This is a genomic window from Rhizobium sp. LjRoot258 (assembly GCF_964254185.1).
In the GTDB taxonomy this organism is placed as follows: domain Bacteria; phylum Pseudomonadota; class Alphaproteobacteria; order Rhizobiales; family Rhizobiaceae; genus Rhizobium.
In genome coordinates this window covers 772,527-790,236 of record NZ_CAXUST020000002.1, presented here as the reverse complement: position 1 = coordinate 790,236, position 17,710 = coordinate 772,527, and the positions used below count along the sequence as shown (strand labels likewise).

The window sequence follows — 17,710 nt, the reverse complement described above, 5'->3', positions numbered from 1 at the left end:
GATGTCACCGGGTTCTCGGATCGAGGAAGCGATAGGTCAGGTCCGACAGAAGATTGATGGCAATCGAGATGATGCCAATCAGAAGCACGCTACCGAGGACGGCATTCATGTCCGCAAAGAACAATGCAGAGGTCAGATACTGACCAAGTCCTGGCCAGGCAAAGACGGTCTCGATGAGAACTGTGCCGTCGAGCAGACCGCAGTAGGCAAGGGCGACGATCGTCAAAAGCTGGACCCGGATGTTGCGGAATGCATGACGCCAGATGATGGCGCGTTGCCTGAGGCCCTTGGCCTTCGCGGTCAACACGTACTCCTGCCGCAACTGCTCGAGCATGAAACTGCGGCTCATGCGACTGAGATAAGCCATCGCGGCGTAGCCGAGGATGAGTGCAGGCGCAGCCACATGCAAAAGCGCGTCGCGGAAAACCTCCCATTCGCCGGCAAGCATCGCGTCGACCAGGATCGAGTTCGTCGGCCCTTCCACCAGACCCTCATTGTAGACATCGAGACGACCACTTCCTGGGATGAGGCCGAATTTCGCGTAAAAGACGAGGATGACGATCGTTCCCAACCAGAAGATCGGCGTCGAATGCCCAAGAAGTCCAACGATGCGCGCAACATGGTCGACCCAGGTGCCCTTCCTGACAGCAGAGATGATGCCGAGAGGAATGCCGAGGCTTGCACCGACGATGGTTGCCAGGGTCGCAAGCTCCAGCGTCGCCGGAAACACGCGGGCAAGGTCGCTGGCGACCGGATTCTTCGTAACATGCGACTGGCCGAAGTCGAGACGAGCGACGTTTGCGAGATAGTTCGCGAACTGCACATAGACGGGCTGGTCAAGGCCCATCTGTTTGTAGACGCGCTCATATGTTTCGTGATCGGCCTGATCGCCGATCACAGCAATGACCGGATCGGCGGGCACCATCCGCCCGACAACGAAGGTGATCACCAGGAGCCCTAAAAGCGTGGTCAGGATGACGGCGAAGGACGCCGCCACCTTTTGCAATGCCCCAAGCGCTGCCGTACCGGGGCTCGGCCCGGTTGCGGTTGTCTGTACGATCGTCACGTCATTCTCCTCGAGAGGTCAGGCTATTGACCCTTTGAGACCGTGTCCCAACGTGTCAGCCAGGTTGAATGGCCAACGTAGCCCTTGATGTCCTTGCGCACAGCCTTTGCGTCCGTGCGCTGGAACGAGGTGATGAGAGCCGGCGAAGCCTTGAGATAGGCCTGGTTGACCTTCGCATAGAGATCATCGCGCTTCTCCTGGTCCGTCTCGTGCGCTGCCGCCGTCACCAAATCCTGGATATCCTTCGGAACGTCCCAGGCGGTGCGCCAGGCGATCAGGCCGCTGAGCTTTGCATCGTCCGCATTGTTGGGATTGGTCGCATAGGACGCCAGAACGGCATGCGGATCGGGGAGACGTTCGCCGGTACGGGCAGAAAAGATTTCGAACTCGCGGTTACGAAACTTGCCGATATGGTCGCCCCCTTGCAGGTCAAGTTTGATGCCCGCTTTGGCGGCATTGGCCTGAAGGGATTGGGCCACTTCATATTCCGGCGTCACCGGTGTCGCATAGTAGACTTTTGAAAATCCATTCGGATAGCCGGCCTCGGCAAGCAGTTGTTTTGCCTTGTCGATATCGAGTTTGTAGGGAGCGGCATCGCTGGCACCCGGCAGGCCAGCCGGGACAATCGTCTCTTGCTTGATGCCGTAGTACTTCATGACCGTGTTTGCCAGCCCATCATAGTCAATGAGGTAGCGGAAGGCTTCGCGAACCTTCGGGTTGGCGAGAATCTCGTCCTTCTGGTTAAGCGCCAGATAGTAGAACCCGAAACCCGGTGTCTTCTGGATGTCGGCCTTCCCGCCTGACTCCACGGCAGCGAGATCTGTCGACGAGAGGCGTGTTGCAACATCGACATCACCCGCCTCTAGCTGCAGACGCTGGCCAGACGATTCCGGAATGTGGCGCAGTATGACGCGACGCATCTTGGGAGCGCCGGCCCAATAGCCCTTGAAAGCGTCGGCAATCAACAGATCATTGACACGCCACGTCCGCAGCGAATAGGGCCCGGAACCGGCATCAGCGGTTTGCAGGAATTCCCGACCCATATCGCCATTCTTTTCCTTTTCGGCGAGGAGCTTGCTGTCGAGGATGGAGGTGGAAAAACTCGCCAACGAATAGAAGATCAGGTTCGGGTTCCAAACTTCCGGCGTTTCCAAGACAACCGTGGTGTCATCGCTTGCCTTGATCAGGCTGTCGACATTCTTGTCAGTAAAGCCCCACTGGCGCAGGTCGACGGAAGGCGCAAGCCCGAGCTTGACCAGTCGACGCAATGACCACTCGACATCCTTGGCGGTCAGAGGATTTCCTGAATGAAAGCTCACGCCGGAGCGGATCTTGAAGGTGAAGGTCTTGCCATCGGGCGAAACGGTCCAGCTTTCGGCCAAGCCAGGCATCGGCTTGGTGATGTCGTCCGCGGGCAGAGCAATGAGACGCTCGTAGAGATTGGCCACGATCTCGGCCGCCTCGAGTTGATTCAGTTCATTCGGGTCCAATCCACGCATGGACGACATGTTCATGGCAACGACAAGCTGGTCCTTGGGCGTTGCCGCCTGTGCCGAGATCGGCACCGAAAGCGTTGCCGCGATGAAGGCCGAGGTAATTAGGAAGCTGCGTCTTTGAATGCCCATTCGTTCCTCCCTGGAGCACTGCAATCGCGCCAAGCGCGCATTTTTCATATCGACATCAATCTGAAATCTGGTATATCAGATCTCACAAAACGATTTTGTCGTCAACGGGGGATTTTCAGGTGATGCAGAAAGATGCGCTTCCGGCGCCGGGTGGGGACCGGATCGAGAAGCTCGACCCCCGCTTCCTGACGACACTGCGCGATCACGTGCATCGCACGTTGCGCTCGGCCATTCTTTCCGGACGCTTTGCGGCAAACGAGCGCGTCAACGAACGCCAGCTCGCAGACCAGCTGGGCGTCAGCACCACGCCGATCAAAGAGGCGCTACGCCAGCTCGAAACCGAAGGTCTTGTCGAAACCCTTCCCCGGCGCGGAGTGCTCATCCGGTTCAACTCGGGCTGGGCAGAGGAGATGATTCTTGCCCGCGCAGCTCTGGAGTCGATGATCGCGCATCTGGCCGCCAAGAGGATTTCCAAGAATGAGGCTGACACAATTGAAGCGATCGTCGCGCAGATGAAAACGGCGACCGCAGCGGGATCTCCAGACGAGTTGATTGCGCTCAACGAGACGTTTCACGACCAGATCCATGTATCGTCGAGGTGTAAGTATCTAGCGCGGATGATCGAACGGCAGCAGTTCTATGACGCAAGCATCCGGCGCGTCATTCACTCCGATCCGCAAGAGCGCGACAAGGCCCTGTCAGAACATGCCGCGATCGCTGCGGCCATCATTTCCGGCAACAGCGACAAGGCCGAGCGCGTGATGCGCGACCACGTCGTGCGCTCCGGTGAGACTTACCTCAAAATCGTATTCGAGAAGAACGAGGACATTTGACGTGACCGAGGCAATGAAGAAAATCCGCAAGGCTCTGACGGGCATTTCAGGCGTTCCCGTGACGCCCTATCAGAAGGATGGCAGCATTGACGGCACCAAGCTGTCGGCCCTCATCAGCCGCCTTGCTGGCGCCGGCGTTCACAATCTGATGGCCGCTGGCAATACCGGAGAATTCTTTACGCTGACGCTGGAAGAGATCCGTCATGTTCACACAACGACGATTACCGCAGCCGACGGGAAATCCCTTGTGAGCGCGGCCGTCGGTCGCTCGCTTAGCGATGCCAAGGCGCTGGCACGCGAGGCGATTGCCGATGGTGCAGATGCCATCATGGGCCATCACCCGATGGACCCATTTGCAGGTCCAAGCTCCCAGGCCAAGTATTTCCTGGAGCTTGCGGAAGCCTCGAGCGTTCCCGTCATTGCCTATGTTCGAAGCGATACATTCTCGGTGGCGGACTTCCGAAAGCTTGCCCTTCATCCGAACATTGCCGGCATCAAGTTCGCCTCCGGCAACCTCATGCTTCTGGCCGAGGTGATCCGTGCGACGAAGGATGCATCTGCGATCTGGGTCTGCGGTCTTGCAGAGGGATGGGCGCCTGCTTTCTATGCCATGGGCGCGCGGGGCTTTACCTCGGGCCTCGTCAACGTCTTCCCCGAGCGATCGCACGCAATCCATCAAGCGCTGGAAAGGGAGGACTATGCTGGCGCACGTGCGCTCATCGATGACATTGCCGGATTCGAGGCCATGCGCACGAAGTATCTGAACGGCGCCAACGTAACCGTGGTGAAGGAGGCGCTCGGTATGCTTGGCAACGACGTCGGACCAGTTCGCATTCCAGGCGTTGAAGCGCTGACGGAAGCAGAACGCGCCGAACTCAAGACTATCGTTGCACGCGTCAGCGAGCTTAGCCGCGCAGCCTGAGGATACAACGACATGCACATCACTGCCCTGAAGACCTATATGCAGAGGGTGGACGATCGCCCACGCCTGCTGGTCAAGATCGAAACGAGCGAAGGCATTTCCGGTTGGGGAGAAGCCTACAACCATGGACCTGACTGGTCCCTGCCTCCCCTACTCGACTATCTCTTTCACCAGATAGAGGGACAAGACCCGCGGCGCGTTGAGTTCCTGGTGCTCAAGCTCAACCAGCAATGCCGTTTTCCGCCAGGTGCCTTGGGTTTGGCCGCAATTTCGGCGATCGACCATGCATTGTGGGATATTGCAGGAAAGGCGGCCGGTCTTCCGGTGTACATGCTGCTCGGCGGAAATGTGCGCGACCGCGTGCGTGTCTATTGCGGCGTCTATACCGCACCCGACCCGGAAGCCGCACGCGACCAAACATTCAAGCTGAATGAGACCTATGGCTATACGGCTTTCAAGCTCAGCCCCTACCGGCGCGATCTGCATGCGGGCCGATGGGGTGAGCTGGTCAAAGAAACGGGCGACTGGTTCGGCAAGATCCGGGACCTCACGCCGTCGCATTTCGAATTCGCATTCGATGCCCATGCAAAGATCTATGAGCCCTACCAGGCCGCCCAGCTCGCTGCCGCGATCGCGCCATATGATCCGCTTTTTTACGAGGAGCCAATCCGCCCGGAACACATTCCCGCCTGGGCGGAGCTAAAATCGAAGGTGACGGTGCCGCTTGCAACGGGTGAATCACTTTACTCACGCTTCGAATTTCTGTCTCTGTTGAGCGCGCGTGGCGCCGACATTATCCAGCCTGACATCTGCGTGGTCGGCGGCATCACCGAAATGCGCCGCATCGCCGCCATTGCGGAGGCACACTATGTGACGATCGCCCCGCACAATCCGATGGGGCCGCTGGCCACAGCGGTCAATATTCATTTCTGTGCGGCGCAGCCGAACTTCAAGATTCTTGAGTTTAAGCCGCATGAATATGCCCCTTGGGCGACCGATCCATATATGCCCGTCGACGGGCATATGGAGCTGAGACCGGACCGACCAGGCTGGGGCATCGAAATTGACGAAAAGGCGCTCATCAAGGAAGACTACGTGCATTGGGAACGCAAGATCACCCGCAAGCCGGACGGCGCGACAGCCTACCCATAAGGGCTGCGCTGCGCCATCGGCTACGCACGCCAGTGTAAGCACCGCAGTCGCGCGTGTGTTCTCGTCGTCCGGTCGGCAACCAGCCCAAACGACGCCTTAGCCCGATCGGGCGGTGCGGATCAGCGAGATCGAAATTGATCGCCTTCGGGCAGCCGGGCGCTGCGGGATCATTTCAATTGGCCTTCAGCATCGTTGGTATCTCAGGCTCCCGACAGAGTTTTTACGCGTGCGAGATCCGGAAAGAGTCGGATCCAGAGCAGAACGACAACAATCGTACCGATGCCGCCGACGATCCCGGTCATCACCGGCCCGAGCAAGGCCGCGACCATGCCGGATTCGAATTCTCCAAGCTGGTTCGAGGTCCCGATGAATAGCGAATTGACGGCGTTGACGCGACCGCGCATCTCATCGGGCGTCAAGAGTTGCACCAGCGAACTGCGCACGACAACGCTAATGGTGTCGGACGCGCCGACGACAAAGAGAGCGCCGATCGAAAGGGCAATGTTCTGTGAGACCGCAAAGACCATGGTCGCAAGGCCAAAGATTGCCACAGCCCAGAGCATCTTGCGGCCGGCGTCGGTTTTCAACGGACAGCGTGCAAGATAGATCGACATCACGACGGCCCCAATTGCTGGGCTTGCCCGAAGCAGCCCGAGACCCCATGGCCCAGCATGCAAGATGTCACGGGCAAACATCGGCAGCAGCGCAGTGGCACCCCCAAGCAGCACAGCAAAGAGATCGAGTGAAATCGTACCAAGTATGACGGGTTTGCTGCGAATGAATGACACGCCGGCAAATACCGATGCAAGGGTCACTGGCTGGCGAACTGCGGTAGGTCGTGCCGTGCGGATCGAAATTACATTGATGCTTGCTATGAGAAACAGGACGAACGAGAGGACAAACGGCGCCACCTCATCGACACCATAGAGCAGCCCCCCGAACGATGGACCAATCACAAGGGCGGTCTGCATCATCGAAGTCGTGGTAGCGATCGACTTCTGCAGTAGGCTTGCGGGAACGACAGTGGGAAGCAGAGCTGCCATGGTCGGTCGCTCGAATGCCTGTGCCGCACCGAGAATGGCAACCGCGATGAGAATTCCGCTCGCGCTCAATATGCCTTGCCACGCAGCCAGTCCCAGCAATAGCGCGGTGACGCCCTCAACCAGTTGACATATGAGACCGATCCGCCTGCGGTCGAAATGATCCGCCACCTGCCCGACCACGAACGTGAGCATGACCATGGGAAGGAATTGGCAAAGACCAACAAGACCCAGGGCAAATGCGCTATGCGTTTGGTCATAGATCATCCAGCCCATCGCAACGGCGATCGATTGAAATGCTAGCGAGGACAAAACGCGGGATGCGGCGAAGTTGAGGTAGCCGGGATGTCGCAGGACGCTTTCCTGCCGGTATTGAACACTATCCATAATGACTTTCACTAGCCTGGTGATGGCCGCGTATGCAGGATATGGCCGGGTCTAGGGCAAATCTGCTCCCCAATAAATAGCCAACCGGGATTATCTCGAGCGGACGCGCGATCCGAGGCGCAGGTCAAGTAAACGCCAGAACGCAAGCCATCAATCCTTGCAGGCGCCGTGATTGACACTGCGACGAAGGCTCGCCCACTCAATAGACAGGCGAACCCCTTCAATGTCTTGTCTCGGTATCTCACCCTCGTGACAGCTTGACCTTGACAGCGCCTGACGAGGGTTCACCTTCGCCACATATAGGCTTAGCCCAGTAGGGTCTTCTTGAGCCGATGGATATGGCCAGTGCCGATGCCGCAGCAGCCGCCGATTATAGTCGCACCTGCTTCGGCCCATGAACAGGCAAAGCGCGAATAAGTATCATCGGTCAGGTCGTTGCGGGTGTCGTGCAGGCCTTCATTGGCGGCTGCTCCGCCTTGCTCCCCTTCAAAGGCATTGGCGTAGACGCCGATTTCGATGTGAGCGTCCATTTTCCGAAACACACGCGCTGTGGTCTCCACCGCCGCCTTCATGACCTCAGGCTTGCTGCAATTGAACAAGAGGGCCTCGGCGCCGGACGAAACCGCCCACAATGCCGCGTCCTCGACCCTTTCGTCGGAGCGAAGCTTCGGTTCGTCGCTCCTGATGTTTGCCTCGTCATCTGCCAATGTGAACGAAATCCAGAACGGCTTATCGGTGGTTGCCACGGCCTTGCGGACAGCCTCTCCCTCCGCGATCAGGCTCAACGTCTCGCCGAGCCATATATCGACGAAAGGACTGAGGTTTTCGACAAGCACCTTGAGATAGTCCTGCACGCGCGACGGCTGGAAGTTCTGTGGTTCGTAGGAGCCGAAGATCGGCGGCAGCGAACCGGCGACCAGCACCTTCCGATCGGTGACCGCATCGGCGGCTTCGCGCGCCAGGCGACCAGCGAGGCGTATCAACGCAGCACCCTCCTTGTGGAACCGGTCCTCGCCGATATGAAAGGGCACAAGCGCATAGCTGTTGGTGGTAATGACCTGCGATCCGGCGGCGATGAATTCCTGGTGTACCTTGCGCACGATATCGGGCGCCTCGATCAGCGCCAATGCCGACCATTCCGGCTGTTTCAGTTCGGCGCCAAGTCGCAGGAGCTCGCGGCTCATGCCGCCATCGAGAATTCGCATTGTGCTCATGAGGAGGTCTCCATTCAGGCGATCGCCGTCATCGGCGGCGAGCTTTTCATAACAAAGTGGGTGAGGTGTGCGTGGTTCGCGTCGGCGCGCGCAAGGGATCAGGGCCAGTGCCTTTTCGTGTGACCTAACGTCGAACCGGCACCTGCCCTTCGACAACTCGAAAGACGCGGGAGATCAATGCGGTCAGAGCGAGATAGAAGAGGGTGACGACCAGCAGCGGTTCGTAGACGAGCAGCGTGTCCTGTCGAACCTTGTTTGCTACGGCGTAGAGATCCATCACCGTAACCGTAAAAGCGAGCGGCGTCGCCTTGAGCTGCATGACGATCTCTCCCGCTATGGTTGGCAGGGCGATCCGCACAGCGCGCGGCAGCCAGATGCGGCGGGTGAGCGTCCAGGGCGACAGGCCAAAGGCTCGACCGGCTTCGAGTTCGCCTTTGGGAACGGCAAGCAGTGCACCGCGCAACACCTCCGCCTCATAGGCGGCATAGTTCAGCGTAAAACTTACGGCTGCGAAGAAGAAGCCCTCGCGCAAGATTGGCCAGAAAAGGCTTTGGCGGATGCCGGGGACCATGGGCAATAGCGAGCCGATCCCGTAGTAGAGGAGCCATAGCTGTATCAGCAACGGCGTGCCGCGGAAAAAGGTGCAGTAGCTGCGGGCGAAGAGCCGCGTAAATCTGCCGCCGCTGACCTGCGCGAAGGCGAGACCTATGGCGATGATGAACCCGAACACCACGGAGATCGCCAGCAACGAAACAGTCTGCCAGGCGCCCGTCAGAAGCAGCGGAAAGTAGGAAGAGATCCAGGTGAAACTCATAGCGCTTTCTTCAGGGAAGGCGTGGTTGTCCCCGCCGTACCCGCACCTCGACCAGCTTAAAGGCGACATTGGAAACGAGCGTGATGGCGAGGTAAAGAAGGGCTGAGGCAAGGAAAAAGACGAAGTAATGTTTGGTACTTGCCCCGGCAAGACGAGTGGCGAGCGCCAGTTCCTGATAACCGACGACCGCGACCAGCGCACTGTCCTTTGTGATTGACATCCACAAATTGGCAAGACCTGGCAGCGCGTTTGGCAAAAGCGCCGGCAGCAAGACGCGGCGAAACCTCAACACAGGTCCCATGCCGAAGGCCTTGGCAGCCTCGATCTGGCCAGCTGGAATGGCAAGGATCGCGCCGCGCAGCACTTCTGTCATGTACGCACCCTGCACGAAGCCCAGGACAGCGACGGCTGCGATGAAACCGTTCACAGTGATTGGCGGCAGGTTCAATGCAGCCAGGAGCCGATTAAGGCCATCCGTTCCCGCATAATATAGCCCGACGATCAGGATCAGCTCGGGAACAGCACGGATCACCGTGGTATAGAGATCGAGCAGCAGGCGGAACATGCGATTGCCCGAAAGCTTTCCAATCGCGCCGCCCGTGCCGAGCAGCAGGCCGACGGCGAAGGCGCACGCTGAGATGGCGACCGTGGAGGCGGCGCCTGCCAGGAGAACTCCACCCCATCCCGGAGGATAGGGAGATAGCAGGTCCAGAACACTTTGTTGCGTGGTCGCCATCTCTCAGATTGCTTACTTTGCGCCGTAGATGTCGAAATCGAAGTATTTCTTGGTGATGGCGTCATATTTGCCGCTGGCACGGACCGCGGCGATGGCCGCATTCAACCTGGCTTTCAGCTCCGTGTCGTCCTTGCGCAAACCACCTGCAACTCCAGCTCCGAGAACCTCCTTGTCGTCGGCGACGTCCCCCATCCTGGCGCAGCAATCCTTGCCACCGTCACTTTTAAGGAAAGCATCAAGCGCCAGGGAATCGCCAAAGACATAGTCGATGCGGCCGGACGCGAGGTCCTGAAAAGCCTCGTCGAGTGTTTGGTAGGTCTTCTCCTCCGCAACCTTGGCAAAATACTTCTTGTAGTATTCTGATTGGATGGTCGACACCTGAATGCCAATGGTCTTTCCCTGCACGTCATCGGCAGTCGCGCCCGGCTTCTGGTCTTTGGGACCGATCAGGCTGCTCGGCGTGTTGTAGTACTTGTCGGTGAAGTCGATCACCTTCGAGCGTTCCGCCGTGTTCGACATCGATGACCAGATCACGTCGAACTTCTTGCTCTCAAGAGCAGGAATGAGACCATCCCATGAAATGTCGACGATCGAGCATTTCTCCTTCATTGCTTCGCAGACAGCGTCCATAAGGTCGATTTCCCATCCCTGCCAATGGCCCGAGGCATCCTTGGCAAAGAAGGGCGGATAGGATTCATTCATGACGCCGAAGCGGACTTCTGCCTGCGCCGAGATGGCGGAAAGCGCAAGTGCTGCGCCGGCGAGAAGCGTGGGAAGCAGTTTCATTCGCAGGATTCTCCTGGTTTGTGTTATCGACGACAGCTCGGTTCGCGCATTAGTGGGCACGCAAGCCGGTGAACTCCCGACAGCGGGCGCTAACGGGTGCTCCAAATACTTGCTCCGGCGGGCCTTCCTCCTCGATCCGTCCCTGATGCAGAAAGAGAACACGGTTCGATACATCCCGCGCGAAGCGCATTTCATGCGTGACAATCAGCATGGTTCGGCCTTCTTCTGCGAGATCGCGGATGACTTTAAGGACTTCGCCAACGAGCTCCGGATCAAGTGCCGACGTCGGCTCGTCGAACAGCATGACAGCGGGATCTACGCATAGCGCCCTGGCAATCGCCGCGCGCTGCTGCTGACCGCCGGAGAGGAAAGCGGGGTAGGTGTCGCGCTTTTCAAAGAGCCCAACCTTGTCAAGCAGGGCCTCAGCCTTTTCGATCGCCTCGCGGCGCGAAATGCCCATGACGTGCACCGGCGCCTCGATGACATTTTCCAGGACCGTGCGATGGGCCCATAGATTGAAACTCTGAAAGACCATCCCAAGTCCAGTGCGCAGCCGTTCGATCTGCCGCCAGCTGCGTGGCTGCAGCCGGCCGCCCCGGCCCATCTTCAGCGCGATCTCCTCGCCGTTCACGGCAATACGGCCACGGTCTGGCGTTTCGAGAAAGTTGATACATCTGAGAAACGTGCTCTTGCCGGAGCCCGACGAGCCGATGATCGAAATCACATCCGACTTATGGGCCCGCGCCGAGACACCCTTGAGAACCTCTTGCGAGCCAAAGCTTTTATGAAGGTCATCGACACGAAGAGCGAGAAAGGGTTGATCTGACATGCGGGGTTCCGGCTGCATTGAGTTTGCGGAGGATAATGATAAAATTGCGCGGCTTTTTCGCGAATTTTTCACCTATTTTGCACAATTTGTGCAAAATAATCTTTCTCGCGCGTCAACTACGGCAGAATACGTGATGTCCCGGGCGAGAATTGGACTGGAAGCAATGGAACAATTGGATCGTTTCGACCGAGACATTCTTGATATCGTTCAGCGCGACTGTCAGCTTAAAGCCGAGACCATTGCCGAACAGGTCGGACTGTCTGTCTCGGCCGTGCAGAGACGATTGAAGCGCCTGCGCGAAGATGGAATCATCAGGGCGGAGGTCGCCGTGGTCGATCGGAAGGCGACGGGAACATCGATGGTGTTTATCGTCGGGATGGAGATCGAGCGGGACAATTACGATGCGCTGGCGAAGTTCCGTCTTTGGGCAGAGAAGCAGGATCATATTCAGCAGGTCTACTATGTGACCGGAGCCGTGGATTTGATCGCGATCATCACGGCCCGGGACGTCGAACACTACGACGACATCGCCGCCTTGATCATGAAGGAAAATCCCCAGATCCGCCGCATGCACACCAATGTAGTCTTGCGGGATGTTAAACTCGGATTGTTCGTGCCGCTGAACGCCGGCGATCGTTCCGACGGGAAGGCATGAGAGAAGGGCAATTCACGATCGGTCTTCGGCCAATGGCCATCACGCCTCAAACCTTGAGACAGCGCCCCACGTATCGCTGCGGGATCGTTGATATTCCGACCTCAAGTTCTGTTGATTTGAGCGCCCAAAACAGTGAAAGGCTACAATCGCCACGCTCCGTGCGGCTCCATGCACATGGTCCTGCGGAATCGCGGCGGAGCATCAAGCGCCAAAAGTCGTCCTGTTCAGATTGACGCTGCTTTCTGAATCAAAGAGATGAACCCGTTGAGGCTGGACAGCCAGTGCGAGGGACGAGTGATCTTCTATAGCGACGTGATCCGACAAATGGGCGATCGTCGCAGTCTCGCTCCCTTCGAGCTTGCCGTAGACATAGGTGTCGGTTCCAATACTCTCGGCGTAGTCGACGTTGAAACGGACCGCAAGCCCGTTTGCCGCCACGCCATCCTTGGCAAGTTCAAAATGGCTCGGCCGCACGCCGAGGATAACGGCTTGTCCAGGCACCGCATTTGCAGCTTCGACAGGCAGATTTACGACCTCGAAGCCCGGCACTTCCACGGCGACGCCACCCGGTCCCGAGCAAAGCAGCGTGCCCTCGAAAAAGTTCATCTGCGGCGAGCCGATGAAGCCCGCAACGAACTTGTTGGCCGGCGCCTCGAATAGTTCCAGTGGGGTGCCGATCTGTTCCACGCGACCGGCATTCAGGACGACGATGCGATCCGCCATTGTCATGGCTTCAATTTGGTCGTGCGTCACATAGACCATCGTCGCGCCCAGCCGCTTGTGCAGGCGGCTGATTTCGCCCCGTGTCTGCACGCGAAGCGCAGCATCTAGATTGGACAACGGTTCATCGAACAAGAACAGTTTAGGATTCCTGACGATCGCGCGGCCGATAGCCACCCGCTGCCGCTGACCACCCGAGAGCTGCTTAGGGCGTCGATCGAGGAGAGGCTCGATTGCCAGCATCCTTGCCGCTTCCATCACCCGCTGATCGATCTCTGCGCGACTCATCTTGAGGTTCTCGAGGCCGAAGGAAAGGTTCTTCGCTACCGTCATGTGCGGGTACAAGGCGTAGGATTGAAACACCATCGCAATTCCGCGATCGCCTGGGGGCGCCATCGTGACGTCGTCGTTTCCAATGATGATCTGACCGGAGCTGGCGCTTTCCAGGCCGGCGATAAGCCGAAGCAATGTCGACTTACCGCAACCGGAGGGGCCAACGAGCACAACGAACTCGCCCTCGCGTACATCGAGATCGATACCATGAAGGATTGCATGATGGCCGAAGCTCTTCTTGATGTCGTTCAATTGGAGACCGGTCATGAAACTCTTCCTTCAATGCAACCATCTGGAGGCAGGCACAGGCACGCCGAATTATCGGATGCCCTCCTTCAAATTTGACCGCAGTTTGCTTGGAACCAATTAGTTCGTCAAGATGACGAACGTACATTTCTCCGAAAGCTGGTCAGCGCGTTCTCTAAAAGCACAGGAATACTCTCGTGCAAAATATGCCCGATTGGCTCGCGCTCCAGGCGGAGATTGGCCTGAGGATTAAAGCGGCGGCGGCGGTAGGCGTCGCAGCTCCGGCAGGGTCTGAGGGGAGAAAAGCAGATTGTGAACGTGGTTTAGACCGATGGCAAGCGCGCCCAGGAGGGTCGCACGGCCGCCAAGAACACTGGCTTTGACATCGATGGTGCGACGACTGGCTTTTGCAATACCCCGCCGGACACGCTCGACGATCAGTGGATGGCGGCCAATGCTACCACCCAGAACGACGGCCTTCGGATCCACGATTGCATTGACGGACACAACAAGGAGTGCGGCGATGTCGGACGCTTTGCCAATGACGTCCATCGCAAGCGGATCGCCCTTGTCGGCAAGTGCCAGAATATCACGTACAGAGGTCTCCTTGGCACCGCCGGAACGAGCATAGAGGTCGCTGATCCCCCGAGCCGCGATCGCGCATTCCAGGGCGCCGCGTTCAAGGCTTTCCTCAGCATAGGGATCTGCGCCAAACGGCATATAGGAGATTTCACCAGCGGCTCCGCTTGCGCCGCGCATCAGCTTGCCATCCTGCAGCACGCCCAGTCCGATACCCGTCCCCAGCGATATGAAAGCGATGGTATCGATCGCGGTCGCGCATCCCTGCCAGGACTCGCCTATCACCGCCGCATTGACATCGTTTTCAAGCACGACGGGACAGCCAAGTCTTTCGCTCAGCGTCCTGCCGATATCGATGCCGCCGATATCGGCGAGGTTCGGCGCCATGGAGAGCGCACCCGTGACTGGATCAACGACACCGGGTGTCGCTATCGCCGTCACGAGCATAAGCTCCCGGGCGATGCCCATATCCGCAAGCAGTTTCGAGAGCATTGCCTCGGCCTGATCGATCAGGTGATAGCCGCCACGGCGGTCGGACGGAAAGTCGATTTCATGAACAACATTTCCGACAATATTGCCAAGAACGATGCGCGTTGTCGTCGCGCCCATGTCGACGCCGACGGCGTAGCCAGCGTCGCCATTGACCTCATAGGTAATGGCGGTACGGCCGATGCGGCCGCTGGTGACACCTTTTTCTCGAACCCAGCCACCCTCCTCCAGCGTCCGGATGACCTCGGACATCGTCTGCTTGGAAAGGCCGGTGATCTTGGAAAGTTCCGCGCGCGAAGTCGGGCCGGCGTGAAGCAGAACATCCATGACAGCGCGAACGGAGATCTGCCGCAATACGGGAGGCGCGTTTTCGGTTAATGCCATATTCGAGCTATCTCGCCAGATCCGTCTTCATCGTTGCACTGTTGCTTGCTTTTTCCATGAAAGCCCGCCGATTTCAAACTGCTTGTTGACAGTTCAGGGGCGCAGCAATAATAAATTCGTCAACCTGCCGAACAAATATCGCAAAGGACTAGGTTTGTCAAATATTTCAACCATTGCGTACGGCTTGCGACAGGCAGATCGCAGTCATCGGGCAGACGGGGCGAGTGCGGTTCAGGGTGTCGTTGCCGGCGTGGACTTGGGTGGCACGAAGGTCCTTGCGGGTCTTGCCGATCTTGAGGGGCGGATTCTGGCAACGGTCGAAGAGCCGACCGAGCACGGTGCCGATGCCCCGGTCCTCACGCAGATTCCGCGCATGGTTTTATCCCTGCTGCAGCGCCATCGCGATCAGGGCCCTTTGCGCAAGACAGTTGTCGGTATACCGAGCGCAGTCTCCCCGTCGACGGGGCTTGCTTCGCTTTCACCGCACCTGGCTATTCCCGCCGACCGCCCCCTCGCCGCACTTCTCGCGCGCAACCTGCACTGCCCTGTCGTGGTGGAGAACGACGTGAATCTTGCGGCTTTTGCGGAGGCCACTCTTGGCAAGGGGCGCAACCGCGATTCCCTCGCATTCATCGCTTTCGGAACCGGTGTCGGCATGGGGCTTGTCGTTGGTGGAGCGCTTTTCCGCGGTTGTCACGGGCGGGCGGGTGAACTTGGCTTGTTGCCGCTAGGCGCCGATCCGCATCAATCCGCGCCGCAGGCCCGCGCCGGTCTGTTTGAGGACCAGGTCGATTCGCCTGCGGTGCGCGGTTTGTATGGCGATGGGACCGTGCCAGTCAGTGAGATTTTCGCCCGCGCGGCGGTGGGAGAACCGGACGCTGCCGCTGTCATCGAGACGCTCGCAAAATCGGCTTCGCTTGGCATAGCCTCGGTGCAGGCTCTCTTTGATCCCGCCCTTATCGTACTGGGTGGCGGCATCGGCTCACGTACGGAATTTGTCGAGGCCGTGATACGGCATATGTCTGCATTGCTGCCGTTTGCCGCGCAGATAGAGGCCACCGGAATCGGACCGGAAGCCGGTATGCTCGGGGCTCTCATGCTCGGCCTGAGCAACCTTGCAAGTCTCGAGAATAGTGGACAACAGGAGGTCGCTCGATGACAGCACCGCAAGCGAAACCCCAAGTTCTGACACCCCTCACCGACGGGCAACTTCGTACCGTGGAGCCAGTCCTCGTGCCCTTCATGGCTCCGCGCCTGCAAGGCGATTGCCGACCTGAAGGCAAGATCGAGCTTTCTCTGTGGGGCTCTGGCAGGCTGGCAAATCTCACCTTTACCGGCTGGAACGCCCCCTTCACCTATGCTCCGAACCGCGTGGAAACGGACGGCGGAGGCCTCTATGTGGCGCAATCGGCGCCTGCGCTCTTCTTGAAAGGTGCAACGCTGCGGACCCTGATCCCTGCCCGGCGATGCGCCTGGTGGGGCAGCCTGGTAAAGCGAGAACGGGTCGAACGGCTGCGCGATCGCAGGATTGCCCGTACCGGGTGGGGCGTCGTGATCGCGGAACAAAGACCTGACGGGATATTCGTGACCGCCGGCGCGACACTCGATGAAGCTCAGAGGGCTTTTGATCTGGACCAGGCAACGCTGATCGCCGAGGCGAATGCCTATGTGACCCGTTGCGATGCGATGCCAGAGGCTGGCCCGCTGATGCGCAGCATGATCTCGCAGAGCCTGCATGCGGCCCTTTCCAGCATCCGGAAGGATGAGCACGGCAACTTTGCCGGCCTTGCGGCAGGTCAGGCCTATAGCGCCCCAGCACGAACCTATTATCGTGATGGTTATTGGACGCTTCAGACGCTGCTTGAGCGTGAACCAGAAGCAGTGCGGGCTCAGATCGATCTTCTCGCGCGTGGTATCCAGCCGAACGGAGAGGCTCCGAGCGGCGTCATTCTGACAGGGCCGGCCCAAGCCGAGGAATGGGAAAAGGTGCGGCAGTCGGATCCGCGGATCAAAGAGGAGCACCTGCGATCCGGCGACTGGTGGAGCGATCACTTCGATAGCCCGTTGTTCTTTATTCTGACGATCGGCGACTATATCCGCGCAACTGGCGACAGTTCTCCGCTGTCTCTTCACTGGAGCAAGGTGGTAACGATCTTCAACCGCTATTGCGGGTTCGACGAAACTGGAAACGGCTTGCCAGTAAAGCCGCGCCACGACCGGGACTGGGCCGACAACGTCTACCGCCATGGATACGTTGCCTATGATCTCGGCCTGTGGATTGGAGCGCTCGACGTCATCGCGCAGCATGGCGGCTTGGTTGACCCGTCGGTCGCCTTCGACGCGGCCGCCGTGGCGAAAAAAGCGCGCGCTTCGCTGGACGAGGCGCTGTTGCAACCGAGCGGCACCTACGCAGACTACGGAACGAAGACGGATTTCGTCGAAGATCACCTGACGCTGGATAGCCTTACGCTCCTTCGTTTCAATGCAGTATCGCCAGAGAGGGCGAAAGCCGTGCTCACCCGGGTGCAGGAGACCCTGGAAAGCCGCAACAACAGCAAGCAGCCCTATGGCGATTGGGGCGTGCTTTGCGCCTTCCCACCGTTCAAGCGCCCAAAGGACACGCGCGAAAAGTCCTATTTCGCCTACCGCTACCATAATGGTTCGGACTGGCCGTACCTCTCTGGCCTCTACGCGGAGCAGCGCCTCGCTTATGGGCTGGGCGACGCGGACTACGCGCTCTTGCGCTGGTGGAAGACCTGCCTCGAGAACGGCTGGATGGGAGCGGTTGAATACTTCTCGCCACCTTGGGGACGCGGTTCGCTGCTACAGGGTTGGAGCAGTATGCCCGCCGCCGCCGCTCTTGCCTATAAGGACAAGCTGCCGGCGACGATCCGCTGAGT

Annotated in this window: 16 protein-coding genes; 6 read left to right on the top strand and 10 right to left on the bottom strand. The window is 58.8% G+C overall.

Translation table 11 applies throughout. The features are described from left to right. Nucleotides 1–4: 4 nt before the first annotated feature. On the bottom strand, nt 5–1,066 hold the full coding sequence (locus tag ACSQ9D_RS24580; RefSeq protein WP_436284489.1) for an ABC transporter permease: 1,062 nt from the start codon (nt 1,064–1,066) through the stop codon (nt 5–7). Nucleotides 1,067–1,089: 23 nt separating this feature from the next. Beyond that, a complete protein-coding gene (locus ACSQ9D_RS24575; protein ID WP_436284488.1) occupies nt 1,090–2,691 on the bottom strand; it encodes an ABC transporter substrate-binding protein in 1,602 nt (533 codons plus the stop codon). Between the two features lie 122 nt (nt 2,692–2,813). Here ACSQ9D_RS24575 and ACSQ9D_RS24570 point away from each other — a divergent pair, with 122 nt between their 5' ends. The 3 genes from ACSQ9D_RS24570 to ACSQ9D_RS24560 are packed head-to-tail and all read left to right on the top strand — an operon-like array spanning nt 2,814 to nt 5,598. After that, nucleotides 2,814–3,524, top strand: a complete 711-nt coding sequence (locus ACSQ9D_RS24570; protein WP_436285162.1) for a GntR family transcriptional regulator — start codon at nt 2,814–2,816, stop codon at nt 3,522–3,524. A 13-nt stretch (nt 3,525–3,537) separates the two neighbouring features. Continuing rightward, nucleotides 3,538–4,446 carry a dihydrodipicolinate synthase family protein gene (locus ACSQ9D_RS24565; RefSeq protein WP_436285161.1) on the top strand — a complete coding sequence of 303 codons (909 nt, stop codon included), beginning with the start codon at nt 3,538–3,540 and terminating at the stop codon, nt 4,444–4,446. Nucleotides 4,447–4,458: 12 nt separating this feature from the next. Further along, nucleotides 4,459–5,598, top strand: coding sequence for a mandelate racemase/muconate lactonizing enzyme family protein (locus tag ACSQ9D_RS24560; RefSeq protein ID WP_436284487.1), 1,140 nt, complete (start codon nt 4,459–4,461; stop codon nt 5,596–5,598). A gap of 200 nt (nt 5,599–5,798) precedes the next feature. Here ACSQ9D_RS24560 and ACSQ9D_RS24555 read toward each other — a convergent pair whose 3' ends face one another. From ACSQ9D_RS24555 to ACSQ9D_RS24530, 6 genes are all read right to left on the bottom strand, one after another. Further along, on the bottom strand, nt 5,799–7,025 hold the full coding sequence (locus ACSQ9D_RS24555) for an MFS transporter (RefSeq protein ID WP_436284486.1): 1,227 nt from the start codon (nt 7,023–7,025) through the stop codon (nt 5,799–5,801). 305 nt (nt 7,026–7,330) lie between these two features. Beyond that, nucleotides 7,331–8,239 carry a homocysteine S-methyltransferase family protein gene (locus ACSQ9D_RS24550; protein WP_436284485.1) on the bottom strand — a complete coding sequence of 303 codons (909 nt, stop codon included), beginning with the start codon at nt 8,237–8,239 and terminating at the stop codon, nt 7,331–7,333. Nucleotides 8,240–8,363: 124 nt separating this feature from the next. Further along, nucleotides 8,364–9,053, bottom strand: coding sequence for an ABC transporter permease (locus tag ACSQ9D_RS24545; protein WP_436284484.1), 690 nt, complete (start codon nt 9,051–9,053; stop codon nt 8,364–8,366). A gap of 10 nt (nt 9,054–9,063) precedes the next feature. Further along, nucleotides 9,064–9,789, bottom strand: a complete 726-nt coding sequence (locus ACSQ9D_RS24540) for an ABC transporter permease (RefSeq protein WP_436284483.1) — start codon at nt 9,787–9,789, stop codon at nt 9,064–9,066. A 12-nt stretch (nt 9,790–9,801) separates the two neighbouring features. After that, nucleotides 9,802–10,575 (bottom strand): transporter substrate-binding domain-containing protein, encoded by a 774-nt coding sequence (locus ACSQ9D_RS24535; protein ID WP_436284482.1) that lies wholly within the window; start codon nt 10,573–10,575, stop codon nt 9,802–9,804. A 49-nt stretch (nt 10,576–10,624) separates the two neighbouring features. Next, the gene (locus ACSQ9D_RS24530) at nt 10,625–11,404 is read right to left on the bottom strand and encodes an ABC transporter ATP-binding protein (RefSeq protein ID WP_436284481.1); all 780 of its coding nucleotides are present in this window, start codon (nt 11,402–11,404) and stop codon (nt 10,625–10,627) included. A 163-nt stretch (nt 11,405–11,567) separates the two neighbouring features. Between ACSQ9D_RS24530 and ACSQ9D_RS24525 the strand changes: the two genes are divergently transcribed. After that, complete coding sequence (locus ACSQ9D_RS24525) at nt 11,568–12,059, top strand: Lrp/AsnC family transcriptional regulator (RefSeq protein WP_436285160.1); 492 nt, start codon at nt 11,568–11,570, stop codon at nt 12,057–12,059. 201 nt (nt 12,060–12,260) lie between these two features. Here the strand turns inward: ACSQ9D_RS24525 and ACSQ9D_RS24520 are convergent, their stop codons facing one another. Both ACSQ9D_RS24520 and ACSQ9D_RS24515 read right to left on the bottom strand, forming a co-directional pair. Beyond that, nucleotides 12,261–13,379: an ABC transporter ATP-binding protein gene (locus tag ACSQ9D_RS24520; protein ID WP_436284480.1), complete on the bottom strand. Its 1,119-nt coding sequence runs from the start codon at nt 13,377–13,379 to the stop codon at nt 12,261–12,263. Between the two features lie 228 nt (nt 13,380–13,607). Further along, nucleotides 13,608–14,810, bottom strand: coding sequence for an ROK family transcriptional regulator (locus tag ACSQ9D_RS24515; protein WP_436284479.1), 1,203 nt, complete (start codon nt 14,808–14,810; stop codon nt 13,608–13,610). A gap of 154 nt (nt 14,811–14,964) precedes the next feature. On the opposite strand from ACSQ9D_RS24515, the gene ACSQ9D_RS24510 reads away from it, so the two are divergent. Together ACSQ9D_RS24510 and ACSQ9D_RS24505 are read left to right on the top strand one after the other, a co-directional pair. Beyond that, nucleotides 14,965–15,969 (top strand): ROK family protein, encoded by a 1,005-nt coding sequence (locus tag ACSQ9D_RS24510; RefSeq protein ID WP_436284478.1) that lies wholly within the window; start codon nt 14,965–14,967, stop codon nt 15,967–15,969. After that, nucleotides 15,966–17,708 (top strand): GH116 family glycosyl hydrolase, encoded by a 1,743-nt coding sequence (locus ACSQ9D_RS24505; protein ID WP_436284477.1) that lies wholly within the window; start codon nt 15,966–15,968, stop codon nt 17,706–17,708. The genes ACSQ9D_RS24510 and ACSQ9D_RS24505 overlap by 4 nt, the downstream gene beginning before the upstream one ends. Nucleotides 17,709–17,710 lie beyond the last annotated feature (2 nt).

Coding starts and splice junctions, on each gene's coding strand:
- ACSQ9D_RS24550 (WP_436284485.1), bottom strand. CDS start 8,239: ATGAGCACAATGCGAATTCTCGATGGCGGCATGAGCCGCGAGCTCCTG.
- ACSQ9D_RS24530 (WP_436284481.1), bottom strand. CDS start 11,404: ATGTCAGATCAACCCTTTCTCGCTCTTCGTGTCGATGACCTTCATAAA.
- ACSQ9D_RS24515 (WP_436284479.1), bottom strand. CDS start 14,810: ATGGCATTAACCGAAAACGCGCCTCCCGTATTGCGGCAGATCTCCGTT.
- ACSQ9D_RS24565 (WP_436285161.1), top strand. CDS start 3,538: ATGAAGAAAATCCGCAAGGCTCTGACGGGCATTTCAGGCGTTCCCGTG.
- ACSQ9D_RS24525 (WP_436285160.1), top strand. CDS start 11,568: ATGGAACAATTGGATCGTTTCGACCGAGACATTCTTGATATCGTTCAG.
- ACSQ9D_RS24555 (WP_436284486.1), bottom strand. CDS start 7,025: ATGGATAGTGTTCAATACCGGCAGGAAAGCGTCCTGCGACATCCCGGC.
- ACSQ9D_RS24505 (WP_436284477.1), top strand. CDS start 15,966: ATGACAGCACCGCAAGCGAAACCCCAAGTTCTGACACCCCTCACCGAC.
- ACSQ9D_RS24560 (WP_436284487.1), top strand. CDS start 4,459: ATGCACATCACTGCCCTGAAGACCTATATGCAGAGGGTGGACGATCGC.
- ACSQ9D_RS24535 (WP_436284482.1), bottom strand. CDS start 10,575: ATGAAACTGCTTCCCACGCTTCTCGCCGGCGCAGCACTTGCGCTTTCC.
- ACSQ9D_RS24540 (WP_436284483.1), bottom strand. CDS start 9,789: ATGGCGACCACGCAACAAAGTGTTCTGGACCTGCTATCTCCCTATCCT.
- ACSQ9D_RS24520 (WP_436284480.1), bottom strand. CDS start 13,379: ATGACCGGTCTCCAATTGAACGACATCAAGAAGAGCTTCGGCCATCAT.
- ACSQ9D_RS24575 (WP_436284488.1), bottom strand. CDS start 2,691: ATGGGCATTCAAAGACGCAGCTTCCTAATTACCTCGGCCTTCATCGCG.
- ACSQ9D_RS24570 (WP_436285162.1), top strand. CDS start 2,814: ATGCAGAAAGATGCGCTTCCGGCGCCGGGTGGGGACCGGATCGAGAAG.
- ACSQ9D_RS24545 (WP_436284484.1), bottom strand. CDS start 9,053: ATGAGTTTCACCTGGATCTCTTCCTACTTTCCGCTGCTTCTGACGGGC.